This window comes from Propionicimonas sp. (genome assembly GCF_047606205.1).
Taxonomy (GTDB): Bacteria; Actinomycetota; Actinomycetes; order Propionibacteriales; family Propionibacteriaceae; genus Propionicimonas.
This window is the reverse complement of the sequence record NZ_JASGES010000064.1, coordinates 1-16,251: the sequence shown is the minus strand read 5'-3', so window position 1 is coordinate 16,251 and position 16,251 is coordinate 1. Positions and strand designations below refer to the sequence as shown.

General features: G+C 70.3%; 13 protein-coding genes. 6 read left to right on the top strand and 7 right to left on the bottom strand.

Annotated elements, in window-relative coordinates:
• The first annotated feature begins 188 nt into the window (after window positions 1–188).
• Window positions 189–1,673, top strand: a complete 1,485-nt coding sequence (locus QM633_RS04250) for a rhamnulokinase (RefSeq protein WP_415152485.1) — start codon at window positions 189–191, stop codon at window positions 1,671–1,673.
• Between the two features lie 65 nt (window positions 1,674–1,738).
• Here the strand turns inward: QM633_RS04250 and QM633_RS04245 are convergent, their stop codons facing one another.
• From QM633_RS04245 to QM633_RS04220, 6 genes are all read right to left on the bottom strand, one after another.
• Complete coding sequence (locus QM633_RS04245) at window positions 1,739–3,388, bottom strand: hypothetical protein (RefSeq protein WP_415152484.1); 1,650 nt, start codon at window positions 3,386–3,388, stop codon at window positions 1,739–1,741.
• Between the two features lie 146 nt (window positions 3,389–3,534).
• Window positions 3,535–4,563: a LacI family DNA-binding transcriptional regulator gene (locus tag QM633_RS04240; protein ID WP_415152483.1), complete on the bottom strand. Its 1,029-nt coding sequence runs from the start codon at window positions 4,561–4,563 to the stop codon at window positions 3,535–3,537.
• Between the two features lie 432 nt (window positions 4,564–4,995).
• Complete coding sequence (locus QM633_RS04235; protein WP_415152482.1) at window positions 4,996–5,991, bottom strand: ABC transporter substrate-binding protein; 996 nt, start codon at window positions 5,989–5,991, stop codon at window positions 4,996–4,998.
• Between the two features lie 60 nt (window positions 5,992–6,051).
• On the bottom strand, window positions 6,052–7,074 hold the full coding sequence (locus QM633_RS04230; RefSeq protein ID WP_415152481.1) for an ABC transporter permease: 1,023 nt from the start codon (window positions 7,072–7,074) through the stop codon (window positions 6,052–6,054).
• Window positions 7,074–8,648: a sugar ABC transporter ATP-binding protein gene (locus QM633_RS04225; protein ID WP_415152480.1), complete on the bottom strand. Its 1,575-nt coding sequence runs from the start codon at window positions 8,646–8,648 to the stop codon at window positions 7,074–7,076. Before QM633_RS04225 ends, QM633_RS04230 begins: the two co-directional genes overlap by 1 nt.
• A complete protein-coding gene (locus QM633_RS04220; protein WP_415152479.1) occupies window positions 8,645–9,073 on the bottom strand; it encodes an RbsD/FucU family protein in 429 nt (142 codons plus the stop codon). Before QM633_RS04220 ends, QM633_RS04225 begins: the two co-directional genes overlap by 4 nt.
• A 249-nt stretch (window positions 9,074–9,322) precedes the next feature.
• Here QM633_RS04220 and QM633_RS04215 point away from each other — a divergent pair, with 249 nt between their 5' ends.
• The 3 genes from QM633_RS04215 to QM633_RS04205 are packed head-to-tail and all read left to right on the top strand — an operon-like array spanning window position 9,323 to window position 14,192.
• Window positions 9,323–10,570 carry a hypothetical protein gene (locus QM633_RS04215; protein ID WP_415152478.1) on the top strand — a complete coding sequence of 416 codons (1,248 nt, stop codon included), beginning with the start codon at window positions 9,323–9,325 and terminating at the stop codon, window positions 10,568–10,570.
• Entirely contained in the window at window positions 10,570–12,534 is a 1,965-nt protein-coding gene (locus QM633_RS04210; RefSeq protein ID WP_415152477.1) for an SDR family NAD(P)-dependent oxidoreductase, read from the top strand. The genes QM633_RS04215 and QM633_RS04210 overlap by 1 nt, the downstream gene beginning before the upstream one ends.
• Before the next feature lie 17 nt (window positions 12,535–12,551).
• Entirely contained in the window at window positions 12,552–14,192 is a 1,641-nt protein-coding gene (locus QM633_RS04205; protein WP_415152476.1) for an alcohol dehydrogenase catalytic domain-containing protein, read from the top strand.
• Window positions 14,193–14,240: 48 nt separating this feature from the next.
• On the opposite strand, the gene QM633_RS04200 is transcribed toward QM633_RS04205, so the two are convergent.
• Window positions 14,241–14,912 (bottom strand): fructose-6-phosphate aldolase, encoded by a 672-nt coding sequence (locus QM633_RS04200; protein ID WP_415152475.1) that lies wholly within the window; start codon window positions 14,910–14,912, stop codon window positions 14,241–14,243.
• 133 nt (window positions 14,913–15,045) lie between these two features.
• Here QM633_RS04200 and QM633_RS04195 point away from each other — a divergent pair, with 133 nt between their 5' ends.
• Window positions 15,046–15,801, top strand: coding sequence for a DeoR/GlpR family DNA-binding transcription regulator (locus QM633_RS04195; protein WP_415152474.1), 756 nt, complete (start codon window positions 15,046–15,048; stop codon window positions 15,799–15,801).
• Between the two features lie 14 nt (window positions 15,802–15,815).
• Window positions 15,816–16,235: a biotin/lipoyl-containing protein gene (locus QM633_RS04190; protein WP_415152473.1), complete on the top strand. Its 420-nt coding sequence runs from the start codon at window positions 15,816–15,818 to the stop codon at window positions 16,233–16,235.
• Window positions 16,236–16,251 lie beyond the last annotated feature (16 nt).

The following is a 16,251-nucleotide window of genomic DNA, read 5'->3' as shown; positions in this document are numbered from 1 at the left end:
CGGCTTTGCTCCCCGAATTCGGGGAGCAAAGCCGCCTTTCGGGAGCAGGAACGGGGGAGTGGCACGCGGCGATCAGCGGCCTTGACGGCAGACGTGCGGGTAAGTAGGCTATGAAACGATTCAACACGTCTCGAAGGAGCGGCGATGGAGCTGGTTCTGCAGTGGACCCCGATCCAGGGGTCGGACCGGTGACCGCCCGCTACTTCGCCGCCGCCGATCTCGGTGCGTCCAGCGGCCGGGTGATCGTGGGCAGGCTCGAGGACGGACGCTTCGAGCTCACCCAGACCGCGCGGTTCGAGAACGGCCCGGTGAAGGCGTCCGACGGCATCCACACCGACGCGAGCGGCCTGTTCGCGCACGTCCGGAGCGGGATCGAGGCGGCGATCGAGGCGTCCGGCGGGGCGCTGGAGTCCGTGGGGGTGGACACCTGGGGCGTCGACTACGGACGCCTGGACGCCGCGGGCGAGCTGCTGGAGGCGCCGTTCCACTACCGCGACGACCGGACGCTGGGCGTCCCCGAACTCGTCTTCGCCGGCCTGCCCGCGGAGGAGCTGTACGCGGCCGCCGGCCTGCAGGTGATGGCGTTCAACACCATCTTCCAGCTGGTCGCCGCCCGTGACGACGACCGCTGGGGAGAGGTCGCGCGGGTCCTGCTGATGCCGGACCTGATGTCCTACTGGCTGAGCGGGCGCGAGGTCGCGGAGGTCACGATGGCCTCCACCACGGGGCTGCTCGACGTCGCGGCCCGCACCTGGTCCGCATCCACCTGCGCGCACCTCGCCGAGCGCTACGACCTCCCGGTGCCCGCGGTCCTGCCCGAGCTGGTCGAGCCGGGCACCATCCTCGGCCCGACCAGGCGTGGACTGTTCTCGCGCCCCCTGCAGGTCGTGGCCGTCGGCGGCCACGACACCGCCTCGGCCGTCGCGTCCATTCCCGCCCGCGGCACCGACTTCGCCTTCATCTCCTCGGGGACCTGGTCGCTGGTCGGGCTCGAGCTGGAGGAACCGGTGCTGAGCCCGGCGAGCCGGGCGGCCGACTTCACCAACGAGCTGGGCATCGACGGCACGGTCCGCTACCTGAAGAACGTGATGGGGCTGTGGGTGCTCAGCGAGAGCGTGCGCACCTGGCAGGCGGGCGGACGCGCCGTCGAACTCCTCCCGCTGCTGGCGGCCGCTGCGGAGGGTCCCGGCCTGTCCTGCGTGCTGGACATGACCGACGATCGGCTGCTGCCGCCCGGCGACATGCCGTCCCGGCTGCGGGCGATGGCCGCGGAGACCGGGCAGGACCTGGCCGACGACCCGGTGGCGATCTGCCGCTGCATCCTCGACTCGCTGGCCCTGGCCTACCGCAACGCCGTCCGCACGGCCTGCGCACTGGCGGGCCGAGAGGTGAGCGTCGTGCACGTCGTCGGCGGCGGTTGCCAGAACGCGCTGCTGTGCCAGCTGACCGCCGAGGCCATCGGCCTGCCGGTCGTCGCCGGGCCTGCGGAGGGGACCGCCCTGGGGAACCTTCTCGTCCAGGCTCGCGCCTGCGGGGCGCTGACCGGCGACCGGACGTCGCTGCGCGAGGTGTCGATCGCCTCCTCCGACCTCACCGAGTACCGGCCCGGAGTGCTGCCGATCCGGGCCCAGGACTGGGACGACGCGGAACGCAGGGCCCGCTCCCGACGGTGACGCCGCCGCCACACCCGGGTCGGCGGGTCCGGCCGGGGCGCCGCGACAACCGGCGTGCGGGGCCCTCAGCCGAGGTCGTTCAGGACATCCCCGGCCAGGTGCACCTGGTACCCCATCGCGGCGAACATCGCGGCCTTGGCCGTGAGTGCCGCATCGGCGGTCACCGCGTCGGGGGCATAGGCGACGTTGAGGTGATTGGCCTTGTGGCGGGCCATCAACTGGTCGCGCCCGACGCCGTGCAGGACGGCGTTCATGATCGGCCACTCGGGGTTGGTGGAGTCGAGCCGGCGCTGCACCTCCGCTTCGGGCATCTCGATGCAGGTGCCGCGGCCGAGGTCGACGTGCAGCACCCCGTCCATGATGAACACGCGCGACCAGACGATCTCGCCGGGCTTGGAAACCCCGGAAAGCGTGGCGCCGCCGAGCGGGAAGAAGTAGTAGCTCTGCCGGTAGCCGTGAGCCTTGTCGTACCCGCCGAGGTGGGACGCCGGGACGGAGCCCGAGATCTCCAGCACCCAGACGAACTCCTCGCCCCACACATCGCCCCAGCGGATGTCGTGCAGGGTGGTCGCGGGATCGAGGCCCATCGCGGTCCAGACCCGGTTGGTGACGAGCGCGTCGATGGCCACGCCCTGGTCGACCTCATTGGCGCAGGGGATGGGGGCGCCCTCGTACAGCACTCGCGAGCCGTCCCGGGACGTCACCGGTGGCCGGTCGACGTTGTTCAGCAGGCCCTCGACGAGGTCGGAGGCGGGCACCATGTCCTTCAGTCCCTGCTGGTACTGGATGCCGACCACATCCGCCCCGAAGTCGTCGGCCATCCGGACCGCGGCGACGTACATCTTCATCTGGGCGTGGATCTGCTCGTCGGTGAGGTTCTCCTTCCAGTCACCGTCGTTGTCGACGTGGAAGGTCATCCCGGCCGCGTCCAGCCACGCGCGCACCGCGTCCGCCTCCTCGTCGCCGACCGTGTTCATCTCGGCGACCAGGGCGCTCTGGCTGAGCCGCTCCTTGTAGATGCCGGCCGGGTTCATCAGCTCGTCGTCGATCAGCGCGTTGTACATGCCCATGCAGTATTCGTCGAAGACGGCGATGATCGCCTTGTCGGCCTTCAGCTGCGCGGCCAGCGCCTCGCCGAGGGCCTTCTCCGGGGAGGCGGGCAACGCGGGCAGGTCGCGGACGTGGGACGTGTCGTGGACGATGGCGCCGGTCTGCAGCCACTCGGCGAGCCTGGTCCGGGCCCAGTCGTCGGTGAAGTCCTTGCTCCACAGCGTGGCGTGGGGGATGCCCGCCTTCACCATCGAGCCGTGCAGGTTCAGCATGCCGACCAGCCCGGGGAAGTCGCCGGCGAAGTTCGCCACCAGCAGGATCGGACCGTTGTGCGAGCGCAGTCCGTGCAGCACGTGGTGGCTGTACTGCCAGACCGCCTCGACGACCACCAGCGGGGCGTCGCGGGGGACGTCCTTGAACACCTCCATGCCGCGGCGCTGGCTGTCGATGAAGCCGTGGCCGGTGGCCGGGTCGACGCCGTGCGCCCGCCGGACCGCCCAGCCCAGGGCCTCCACCGCCGCGGCGAACTCGCTCTCGACCTGCTGCTGCATGGCCCAGGTCTTCACGTTGGTGGTCAGACGCAGGTCGCCGTTCGCGATCGTGTAGACGGTCTTCGGCTCGGCGGCCGGACGCGGCGCGATCTCTGGCATGAGATAGGTGGTCACAACTCACTCCTTGGTTGGGTTCTCACTCATCGCCGGAAGCCCCGCGAACCGCGCTGAACGACAGGGACGAGCCGGATCCATGCTTTCAGCAATCGATTTCACAGTCAAGATCGGATCTCGCCGTCCCGGGTGGGCGGACGTTGTTCTCAGGAGTTCGTGGGCCGCGCCGCGGTGCGTCCCTCGAGAACGGAGATGGTCGACTCCTCGTCGCTGAAGGCGACCGGGAGCACGACCTCCCGCGCCGGTGCGTCCAGCCCGTGGATCCGTTCCAGCAGCATGGTCGCCGCGGTCAGTCCGAGTTCGCGGGCGGGCAGGTGGGCGACCTGGATCCCCGCGGGGATCAGCAGTACGAGGGGCAGCCCTCCGAAGGACGCGACCCCGGTCGCCGGGGGCAGCCTTCCCGCCTCGGCGAGCACCCGGATCGCGCCGGAGGCGAGCCGGTTGTTCGCGGCGAACACGGCATCGGGCGGGTCCGGGAGGGCGAGCAGGTGGCGGGTGGCCTCCTCCCCGCCGGTGACGGTGTAGGTGGTGCGCACGATCAACTCGGGGTCGGGCTGGTCTCCGGTGACCTCGCGGACGGCCGCCGCCCAGCCGTCGGCGCGCTCGTCGGCGGTCTCGACGCCCTCGGGGCCGCTGATGCAGGCCACCCGGCGGTAGCCGGAGTCGAACAGCTGTCGCGCCGCCGCGGTGGCCCCGGCCACGTTCTCCGCGACGACCGCGTCCACCTGGTAGCCGGGGGCGCGCCGGTCGACACACACGACCGGGACGCCGCGTTCCAGGGGCAGGTCGAGGTTCGTGGTGCGGCTGCTCGGCACCATCACGATGCCGGCCACCGGGTCGCTGACCGCTGCGCGCAGATAGTCCTGCTCGCGTTCGGCGTCCTCGTCGGTGTTGCACAGCATCACCGAGTAGCCACCGGCGCGCGCGACGTCCTCGACCGCCCTGGTCATCACGGTGAAGAAGGGGTTCTCGATGTCGGGGACCATCATCGCGATGATCTCCGAGGAGTTGGTGCGCAGGCGGCGGGCGTTGCGGTTGGGGACGAAGCCGAGCTCTGCGGCCGCGGCCCGCACGGCCTCGACCCGCTCGGGAGTGACCTTGATGCCGTTGAACACTCTCGACACGGTCGCGGGGGACACGCCCGCCCGCGCGGCGACGTCGTAGATCGTGATCATCCGCGACCCCCTCGAGCCCGCTGCGGAAGAACGGTGTGCACGAGGGAGAGCCTAGGAGACGGCGGAACAGTCACGCACCGGCTGGGCGTCGCTCCGCCCTCCCTCCTCGGCGGGTGCGAGCAGGACCGCCCCGCCCCGGGGGCGGGTCCGCGGCGCAGCGGGCGGGGGATCCGTCGTGGCCGGCTCCGGGACGACCCGGACCCGGCATGGGCCCCCGGGGGTGCCTCGCAGCTCGTCCCGCCCGGCACGTCGTCGCTCGGCAGGTCGTTGGTCAGCAGCTTCCTGGGGGTGTCCGTCGAGTGGGTGGCCGGCATGGCTGATCCTCTCCGAGGGGGCCCGGGGACGTCCCGGAACGGGCGGTTCCCAGGGGTGGCCCGGGGGCGACACCCGTGCGGGTGCCGCCCCCGGTGTGAGGGTGAGACGGTCAGGCGATCACTTGTAGAGGACGGCCTGGATCTTCTCGTCGGCGATGTTGGACTTGTCGTACCAGTAGAAGCCGGTGTCGATCGTCTTCTCCAGAGTCTTGCCGTTGATCGCGTCCACCGCGGCCTGGACGACGGCCTCGCCCATTCCGACCGGGTTCTGCGTGATGGCGCCCGCCATCGTCCCCGCGGTGATCGCGTCGATCTGGGCCTGGCCGGAGTCGAACCCGACCAGCTTCACGTTCTTCGCCGCGTCGCCGGCCTCCTGGACACCCTTCAGCGCGCCGATGGCGGAGCCCTCGTTGGAGCCGAAGATGCCCGCGATGTCGGGGTTGGCCTGGATCATGCTCTTGGCGATGTCCGCGCTCTTGGCCTGGTCGCCGGCGCCGTACTGCGGGTCGAGCAGGGTGACGCCGGGGCAGTTGGCCTTGATGCCCTCGATGAAGCCGTCGCGGCGGTCGGTGCCGGACTTCGAGGTCTGGTCGTGGACGACCATGCCCACCTTGCCCGTGCTGCCGATCAGCTCGCACATGTGCTTGGCCGCCTCGGCCGCGGCGGCCTTGTTGTCGGTCGCGGCCGTGGTCAGCGGGATGTCGGAGTCGACGCCGGAGTCGAACGCGATCACCGGGATGCTGGCGTCCTTGAACTGCTGCAGCACCGACGCCGCGGCCTTGCTGTCCAGGGCGGCGAAGCCGAGCGCCGCCGGCTTCTTCGCCAGCGCGTTCTGGAGCATGGTCATCTGCTGCTCCACCTCGGTCTCGGCGGAGGGGCCCTCGAAGCTGATCTCGACGTTCAGCTCCTTGGCCTTGGCCTCGGCACCGGTCTTGACGGCCTGCCAGAACTGGTGCTGGAAGCCCTTGGACACGATCGCGATGTAGGGCTTGGTGCCGGAGTTCTCGCCGGCGCCGGCGCTGCCCGAGGCTGCCGGAGTGCCGGAGGAACAGGCCGCCAGGGTCATCGAGGCCGCCACGCCGAGCGCGGCGAGGCCTACTGAAATCTTCCGCATTGTTTCTCCTTCGTTGGGTTGGTGCGGGAGTTGTTGGGTGGGACGCAGTGAGGGTGGGGTCTAGGAGGCCGCCAGCCGGCGGGCCCGGAACTGGTCGATGAAGACGACGACCAGGATCACGAGGCCGAGGATCACGTTCTGCCACTCCTGGCGCACGGACATGATCTGGAGGCCGTTGTTGATCACGGCGATGATCAGCGCGCCGATCACGGTGCCGACGATCGTGCCCTTGCCGCCGGACAGCGAGGTGCCGCCGATCACGACGGCGGCGATCGCCTGGAGTTCGTAGCCGGCGCCGGTGGCCGGCTGGGCCGAGCCGAGCCGCGCCGAGATCATGATCCCGCCGAGGGCGGTGAACACGCCCGCCACGGCGTAGATGAGGATCAGCCACTTCTTCGTGTTGATGCCGGACAGCGCCGTGGCCTCCTCGTTGCTGCCGATCGAGATGTCGTAGCGTCCGAGCAGCGTCTTGTTGAGCAGGACGTAGGCCACCACCGCGGCGAGCAGGAAGACCAGGACGGCGTTGGGGAATTTCACCCCGGGGATCAGGTTTCCGGTGGAGAGCCAGATCAGGGAGGCGTGCGCGCCGGTCGCGTCGAAGTAGATCGGGGCGGCGTTGGAGATGACCAGGGCGAGGCCCTGGGCGACGAGCATCATCGCGAGGGTCGCGATGAACGGCGGCAGGCCGAGGATCGCGACGTTGGTGCCGTTGACCGCGCCGAGGAGGAACCCGAACAGCAAGGTCAGGATCAGGCCCAGCCAGACCGGCAGGTGCCAGCTGACCATGAAGGTCGCCGACATCACCGCGCAGAGGGTCATCCCGGTGCCGACCGACAGGTCGATGCCGCTGGTGATGATGACCAGCGTCGCGCCCAGGGCCAGCAGGCCGATCACGACGGCGGAGAACAGGATGTTGCCGGTGATGTTGGAGTAGGTCGGGAAGACGGTGGGCTGGGCGATCGAGAAGACGGCGAAGATCAGCACGAGGCCGAGGAACGCGAACAGCTGCTGGAGCTGGTTGCGCAGGCCACCGAGCCGGGAGCCGCCGGTCGCCTCGGCCTCGGTGGTGGTGGAGGAGGACATCATCGGCCTGCTTTCTGGGTCGGGTCGGCGAGGACGGTCTCCTCGCGGTGCGTGGCGAGTCGCATGATCGACTCCTGGTTGGCCTCGTCGGCGGTGAGCACGCCGGTCACGCGGCCGTCGGCCATGACGACGACGCGGTGGGACATGCGGAGGATCTCGGGCAGTTCGGAGGAGATCATGATGATCGACTTGCCCTCGCCGGCGAGCCGGTTGAGCAGCTGATAGATCTCCTCCTTGGCGCCCACGTCGATGCCGCGGGTGGGCTCGTCGAAGATGAGGATGTCGCAGTCCTTGACGAGCCAGCGCGCGATGATCGCCTTCTGCTGGTTGCCCCCGGAGAGGTATTTGACCAGCTGGTTCACGCTCGGCGTCTTGATGTTGAGCAGCTTCCGCGACGCCTCGGCGGCCTCGCGGATCGCCTTGTCGTTCACGAACGAGGCCGAGGAGAACCTCGTCTCCAGCGAACTGACCGTGATGTTGTGCGCCACGGACAGCGCCAGCATCAGGCCGAGTCGCTTGCGGTCCTCGGAGAGGTAGCCGATGCCCAGCTCCGCGGCGCGGGCGGGGGAGCGGATGGTCACCGGGTTGCTGTTCAGGAGGATCTGGCCGGAGGTGATCGGGTCGGCGCCCACGATCGCGCGCGCGACCTCGGTGCGGCCCGCGCCCATCAGGCCGGCGAACCCGAGCACCTCGCCGCGGAACAGGTCGAAGCCGACGTCCTTCAGCAGGGCCTTGGTGGACAGGTTCGAGACGCTGAGCACCATCGGGCGGTCGTCGCGGACGTTCTCGGGCCGGGCATCGGTGTTGATGGCCCGGCCGACCATCCGGGAGATCACCTCGTCCATCGTCGTGCCCGCCATCGGCATGGTGTCGATGTAGTGGCCGTCGCGGATCACCGTGATCCGGTCGGCGATGCGCTTGAGTTCGGCCATCCGGTGGGAGATGTACACGACACCGGTCTGCGGGGTGATGAACCGCCGGATCAGGTCGTGCAGCTTGGCGACCTCCGCGTCGTTGAGGGCCGCGGTGGGCTCGTCCATGATCAGGACCTTGGTCGCCTCGAACGACAGGGCCTTGGCGATCTCGACCATCTGCTGCTGTGCGACGCTCAGGCTCGACACCAGGGCCCGGGGGTCGATCACCATGCCCAGGCCGGCCAGCAGTTCCCGCGTCCTGCGCACCTGCTCGCCCGGGCGGGTGAAGAAGCCGCCGGAGACCGGCTCGCGGCCCAGCCAGATGTTCTCCGCGACACTGAGGTGCGGGACGAGGTTGAGCTCCTGGTGGATGATCGAGAGGCCGGCCTCCTGCGCCTCCTTCGGCGTGTGGACGTCGAGGGGCTGGCCGTTCAGCCAGAAGTCGCCCGCCTCGCGCGAGTAGATGCCGGTGAGCAGCTTCATCAGCGTGGACTTGCCGGCGCCGTTCTCGCCGACCAGCCCGAGGACCTCGCCCTTGCGGAGGTCGAGGCGCATTCCCTGGAGCGCCTTCACGCCGGGGAAGCTCTTCTCCACCCCCTCGACCTGCAGGAGGAGGTCCGGGTCGTGCGTCCCGGACGGCGCCGTGCCGGTCACGGTCATGCGAACGCCCCGCCGACCGGAGTGACGCCCTTGCGGAACAGCGCGTTGCCGTAGGTGCGGGTCTCGCCGGTGCGGATGATCAGTTCCGCCTGCGCGGCGAGGTCGTAGAACGCGAACCTCTCGACCAGGCGGTGCTCCTCGCCGTCGAGGCGGGCGGCCTCGATCAGTTCCGACTGGACGGGCAACAGCCCGTCGGGGCTCTCCATCAGGTCCAGCGCAGGACCGTGGCTGTCGGGCACCATGACCGACCGCACCGCACGCAGGACGCGTGGCGAGCCGAGACCGGGCAGGTCGACCAGGTGCTTCCTGGCCAGCTTCGACGCGGTGAAGTGGGCGTCGGCGATGACCACGCCGTCGCCGTGGCCCATCTCGTCGAGGGCCAGCAGCAGGCGTCCCGTGAGCACGGGGTCCAGATTGAGCAGCATCGTCGCCTCCATCTGAGAAATCGATTTCAGCATCGTACGGAGATTCGCCGAGGGTTGTCACGCGTCCGCGCTGAATCGTTATCATTCTGAGATCGATTTCTGTTGACAGCAGCCGGGGTCCCGTCCGGACCGGGCGGGTGGCGGCGTCGGTGGACGGCGGCTGTTGCGGGCAGGGGATTGATGCTAGGCTCTTGAATCGTTCCAATGGCCGGCACCGAAGCCGCCGCAGAGAGCAGACAGGTACGGCAGATGACCGACAGCGCAGTCCTGGAGACCGGGGGCGGGCTCCCCGTCGTGAACACCCACGTCCACTTCCCCCCGAACTTCTCGGCCTTCACCACCGTCGCCGATGCGATTGGTGCGGCGGCGTCCGAGGGCGCCCGGGCGGTGGGCATCTCGAACTTCTTCGACCAGCAGGTCTACGCGGTCTTCGCCGAACAGGCCCAGGCTGCCGGCATCGTGCCGCTGTACGGGCTGGAGTTCATCACTCTCGATCCCGACCTCGCCGCGGCCGGCATCCGTGTCAACGATCCGGCGAATCCCGGCCGGATGTACCTGTGCGGCAAGGGCATCGCGCCGTTCGCGCGCAGGACCGAGACCGCCGCGCGGATCGCGCGGGAGATCCGCGCCGGAAACGACGAGCGGGCCACCGCGATGGTGGCCCGGCTCGCCGCGCACTTCGCCGCGTCCGGCCTGGACACCGGCCTCGACGCCGCGCGCATCGCCGAGGCCGTCGCGGCCTCGGCACAGGTCCGGGTCGAGTGGGTCTCGTTGCAGGAGCGCCACATCGCCCAGGCGTTCCAGCAGGCGCTCGCGGCGCTGCCGCGCGAGGAGCGGCTGGCGGTTCTCGCCCGCGCCTACGGCGGCCCGTCGGCGGTCGACGTGGACGACGCCGTCGCCCTGCAGGGCGAGCTGCGCTCCCGGCTGATCAAGGCCGGCACGCCGGGGTTCGTCGCGGAGGTGCCGCTGAGCTTCGCCGACGCCTACCGCTACGTCCTGGAGATGGGTGGCATCCCGACCTACCCGACGCTGGCCGACGGGGTGAGCCCCATCTGCCCCTTCGAGGACCCGGCCGGGCATCTGGCCGCCCAGCTCGTGGAGCGCGGTATCCACGCCGCCGAACTGATCCCGATCCGGAACACCACCGCGTGCGTCGACGCCTACGTGAGGGCGTTCACCGACGCCGGAATCATCGTGATGGGCGGCACCGAGCACAACACGCTGGACCGGATCCCGATCGAGGTCGCCTGCCTCGACGGTCCGGTCTCGGACATGGCCCGGGCCGCGTTCTGGGAGGCGACCTGCGTGGTCGCCGCCCACCAGCACGAGGTTGCCGAGGGGCGGCCCGGCTACGTGGACGCGACCGGAGCCCGCACGCACGTCCCGACCGCGGAGCTGGTCGAACTCGGCAGCGCACTGGTCGACCCCGCTGCCTCCTCCCGGAGGGTGCCGGGCTCCCCACAGCAGGCAGAAGACGAACCGAGGAGTGAGAACTGATGAGCCTGGTCGACGAGCTGATCCAGGTCGCGAACGTGTTCGGGGCGGACCCCGAGTACTCGCGCGCCGGCGGCGGCAACGCCTCGGTGAAGGTGGACGGGGTGCTGTGGATCAAGCCGTCCGGCGTCCCGCTGGCCACGCTCACCGCCGCCGACCTGGTCGGCCTGCGCACTGACGTCCTGCTGGACGCGCTCGGCTCCGACGAGCCGGTCCAGGGCGATCCCGTGCAGGCCGTGGCGGCGAAGGCGCTGGTGGACGCGCCGGGCGGACGCCGGCCGAGCGTCGAGATCCTGTTCCATGCGCTGATCCCCGACGCGCTGGTGCTGCACACCCACCCGCTGGTCGCCAATGCGGTCACCTGCAATGTGGACGCAGCAGCCCTCACCGAGCGGCTGTTCGGCGACGAGGCCGTCTTCGTCCCCTACACCGACCCCGGCGTCCCGCTGGCCCGCACGGTGGCCGAGGTCAGGGACGCCTACACCGCGCGGACCTCTCGCCCGGCCCCGGGGATCACCCTCCTCGGCAACCACGGCATCATCGTGTCCGGCAACTCCGCGGCGGAACTCACCGAGCGTGCCGAGCGCCTCACCGCGACCATCGCGGCCGCGATCGAGGCCGGCGAGCCCGTCGTCGCGGCCCCCGCGGAGCAGCACCCGGGCCCGCTGGTCAGCACCGTCGCCCCGACCCTGCGGGGTCTTCTCGGCACCGCCGAGCGCCTCGTGGTGGTCACCTCCGACAGCTCCGACCTCGTCCGCGCCGTGACCACGACGCCCGCCGGCGAGGCGATCCTCACCGACGGGCCGCTGATCCCCGACCAGATCGTGTACGCGGGGTCGCTGCCGCTCGTGCTGCCCGCCGACGCGGACGCCGCGGCGGTGACCGCTGCCGTCGCCGGCTACCGGGAGCGGCATGGCAAAGACCCGGTGATCGCCGTCGTCCCCGGCGTCGTCGCCTTCGGCGCGGGCGCGGACCTCGCGTCCGCACGGACCGCACTGGCGACCTTCACCGACGCGCTGCGGGTCGCCCGCGACGCGAACCGGATCGGCACCGTCCGCTGCCTGGACGCGGGGGAGCGCGGCTTCATCGAGAACTGGGAGGCGGAGAGCTACCGCAAGGCCGTCGCCGCGTCCAGCCGCACGGGCCGGATGGACGGCAAGGTCGTCGTGGTCACCGGGGCGGCCCAGGGCTTCGGGCTGGGCATCACGACCGAACTCCTCGCCGAGGGCGCCCAGGTCGTGCTCGCCGACCTCAACATCGACCTGGCGAGCAGGCAGGCGGCCGAACTGGCGGCGATCCACGGCGAGGGCAGGGCCGTGGCGGTCGCGGTGAACGTGAGCGACGAGCAGTCCCAGCTGGACGCGATCGCGCAGGTCGTGGCCATCTACGGCGGCGTCGACGTGTTCATCTCCAACGCCGGCGTCCTGCGCGCCGAGGGCGTGATGACCCAGAAGGTCGCCGACTTCGACCTCGTCACCAACGTCAACTACCGCGGCTACTTCCTGGGGGTGCGTGCGGTCGCACCGGTCATGGCGGCGCAGCGCGCCGCTCGCCCCGAGGCCCTGTTCGACATCATCGAGATCAACTCCAAGTCGGGGCTGGAGGGGTCGAAGCGCAACTTCGCCTACGCCGGCTCCAAGTTCGGCGGCATCGGGCTCACCCAGAGCTTCGCCCTGGAGCTGATCGAGTACGGCATCAAGGTGAACGCGATCTGCCCCGGCAATTATCTCGACGGTCCCCTGTGGACCGATCCGGAGCGCGGGCTGTTCGTGCAGTACCTGAAGGCGGGCAAGGTGCCGGGCGCGTCCACGGTCGCGGACGTCCGCCGGTCCTACGAGGCCAAGGTCCCGATGGGCCGCGGCTGCCTCCCCTCCGACCTCGCCAAGGCCGTCTACTACATCGTCGACCAGGCCTACGAGACCGGCCAGGCCGTCCCGGTGACCGGCGGCCAGAACATGCTCAACTGAACGCGAAGGACGCATCCATGACCCAGGAGTTCCCGGCCACCCAGCACGCCATCCAGTTCGTCGGCGCCGACCAGGTGGTGCACAACGAGGCCAAGGCGATGTACGACCTCGGCCCGACGCAGCTCGTGCTCGCTCCCGAGGCGTGCGGCATCTGCTTCTCCGACACCAAGCTGCTGCACGCGTTCACGCACCACCCGCGCAAGAGCGAGGTGCTCGGCGGGCTCAGCGCGGACGAGTTGGCGACCATCCCCAGTTACAAGCCGGGCGCGGCACCGATCGTCCCCGGCCACGAGCCGGTCGGGCGCATCGTCGCCGTCGGCTCGGAGGTGCAGCACCACCGGGTCGGCGAGCGCGTGCTCGTCCAGACCGACTACCGGCACCTGCCCACGGCCAGCTCGAACGCCGCCTTCGGCTACAACTTCGAGGGGGCGCTGCAGGAGTACGTCGTCCTCGACGAGCGGGTGATCATGGACCCCGCGACCGGCGAGCGCTTCCTGATCCCGGTGAGCGAGGGCCCGTCCGCCTCGGCCGTCGCGCTGATCGAGCCGTGGGCCTGCGTCGAGGCCGCCTACGCCTGGGGCGAACGGCAGACCCTCAAGCCGGGCGGGCGGTTGCTGGTCGTCGCCGACGCGGTCGAGGGGATCGAGGTGCTGCTCGCGCAGGCCGCGCCCGGGTCCGTCACGGTGGTGGGGGCCGCGGACGTGCCGGGGGCGACCCGGGTGGCCTCGCTGGCGGAGGCCGAGGGCAGCTTCGACGACATCATCTACGCCGGGTCCGACGCCGATGTCGCAGAAGCACTGGGCGCGAAGCTCGGTGTGGGCGCGGTGCTGGACGTGGTGCTCGCCGGCGGGGTCTTCGACCGGCTCGTCAAGATCGACGTCGGCCGCGTCCACTACGACCTGATCCGCTACACCGGCACCGCAGGCACGGATGCGGCCGCGGGCTACGCCCGGATTCCTGCGCAGTGCGAGCTGCGGGACGGCGAGCGGATCGCGATCGTCGGCGCCGCCGGCCCGATGGGCCTGATGCACACCGTGCGGACCGCCGTCAGCGGCGTCCCGGGGATCACGATGGACGCCGTCGACGTCGACGACGCGCGGCTCGCGCACCTGGCCGCCGTCGTCGCCCCTGTCGCGGAGGCGAACGGCGTCCCTGCGTCCTTCCGGAACTCGAGGACCGAGCCCCTGGAGGCCGGGTACAGCTACATCGCAGCGATGGTCCCCGCGCCGTTCCTGATCGCCCAGGCCGTCGACATCGCCAGCGAGGGCGCGATCGTGAACGCGTTCGCCGGGTTCGCGATCGGCACCATGGCGGAGCTCGACCTGACGAAGATCGCCAGCCAGGGGATCTACCTGGTCGGCACCTCGGGGTCGCGGATCCAGGACATGAAGACCATGCTCGCCAAGGTCGAGGACGGCACGCTGGACACCAACGTGTCGCTGTGGGCCGTCACCGGCATGGCCGGGGTCGCGGACGGGATCGAGAGCGTCAACAACCGCACCTCCGGCGGCAAGATCATGGTTTACCCGATGCTCCCCGACCTCGGCCTGGTCACCCTCGACGAGCTGGCGGCCACGCTGCCGCAGGTCGCGGCGGAACTGGTCGACGGGCGCTGGACGAAGGCCGCGGAGGCGGCGCTGCTGGCCAGCCAGGGCTGACCGGCCCGGGCCGGGGCCGGCCCGGACTCCGGCGGGGGGCCGGACTCGTCAGGGCAGCGTGGTGGTACCGAAGGTGTCGAACCAGTCCTGCGTGAAGGCGTCCACCGCCTGGGTGATGTCAGGGCTGGACAGCGCCGCCCTGAGCAGGTCCGGGTGCAGTGTGACGGCCGCAGCCCCGGCCTCGAACGCTGCGCTCACCTGGGCCACATTCTTGAAGCTGGCCGCCATGATCCGGCAGTCGGCACCGTGCCGGTCGATGAACTTCGCCAGGCTCTTGATCGTCGCGCTGGTGTCGATGTCGAGGCTCTCCATGCGGTTGAAGTACGGAGCGATGTAGTCCGCGCCCGCCGCCACGGCGAGCATGCCCTGGGTCTTGGAGTAGATCGCCGTGGCCGTGACGCCCACGCCCTCGTCCTTCAGCAGCCGCATGGCGCGGATGCCCTGTTCCGTGGTCGGGATCTTGGCGTACACGCGTCCGTCGATCTCCTCGCGCAGCCGGTGGGCGTCGGCGACGATGCCGTCGGCGTCCTGCGCGAGCACCTGGATGTGCAGGGTGCGGTCGGGGCCGATGATCTCGCGGATCCGGCGGAAGTGCGGGTAGAAGTCGATCCGGCCCTCGGCCTTGATGATCGTCGGATTGGTGGTCACCCCGGCGACGGGGTAGAGCGGCGTCATCTCCTCGATGGCGGCCAGGTTGGCGGTGTCGAACAGGATCTCCATCAGATTCCTCGCTGCCGTGCGGACGGTTGCGTCCCGCTCCACGGCATCTATGGCTTGCGGGATCGCTGCCACTAGCTTACGATTGAATCGTTAAAGGATCTAGTTCGAAGATCATTCGAAAGGACACCGATCGATGTCGATCGAGCGCAACGAGCGTGAGTCCCTGATCCTGGCGCGCCTGGCCAGAGAGGGATCGCTGTCGGTCGCCGCGCTGTCCCGCCAGCTCGGCGTCTCCGAGGTCACCGTGCGCAGCGACCTGCGTGCCCTCGAGGACCGGGGCCTGCTCGTCCGCACCCACGGCGGTGCGGAGGCCACCGGCTACCGCAACGTGCTGGAGCGCCAACTCCAGCACGCGGGCGAGAAGGGCAGGATCGCCGCCGCGGCGGCGGAGCTGATCCGTGACGACGACGTGGTGATGATCGAGGCAGGCACGACCTGTGCCGAGATCGTCGCCCGCCTCGGCGAGCGCCGCGGAGTGCGGATCCTCACCAACTCCACGCTGGTGCTTCGCTACGCGCGGCTGCACCCGTCCCTGACCGTCGTCCTCACCGGGGGAACCTTCCACCGCAGCAGTGAGTCGCTGGTGGGGCCGGGGGCCCTGGCGGCCATCGAGGACTTCAACGTCCGGCTGGCCTTCTTCGGCACCGACGGCTTCAGCGCCGAACGCGGCCTGACCACGGCGTTCGCCGAGGGTGCGGAGGTGATCCGCGCGATGAAGGCGCGGGCGACCGAGTCCTGGCTGGTGGCGGACTCGTCCAAGTACGCACGCGCCGGTTTCGTCAGTGTCATGCCGCTGGCCGACCTGGCCGGCGTGATCAGTGATTCCGGGCTGGGCGAGGACGCCCGGGCCGAACTCGGCAACAGCGGCGTCGAAGTCCGCATCGTCTAGAAACAGGAGAACCCATGGCGCAGGTAGTGGTGATGCCACAACTCGGCAACACGGTGGAGTCGTGTCTGGTCACCACCTGGCTGGTGAAGGTCGGCGACGTCGTCGAGCCCTCGACCCTGCTGTGTGAGATCGAGACCGACAAGTCGGCGATGGAGGTGCCCTCCGGCGCGGCGGGGACGGTGCTCGCACTGCTCGCGGCCGAAGGCGACGACGTCCCGGTCAAGGAACCCATCGCCGTGGTCGGGGAGCCGGGGGAGAACATCGAGCAGTTCCTCGCCGGCAGCGGCCTGCCGCCGGCGACAACCGGAGAGGCCGGCGAGGTCGACGAGACCGGCGAGTCCCCGGCCGACCGGCCCCGGTCCGTGGCCGCAGAGCCGCCAACGCCTGGTGCCGCAGCGGCCGCGGGAGTTCAAATTCTTTACTGTCGAGCGTAATCCGGGACAACCCGAT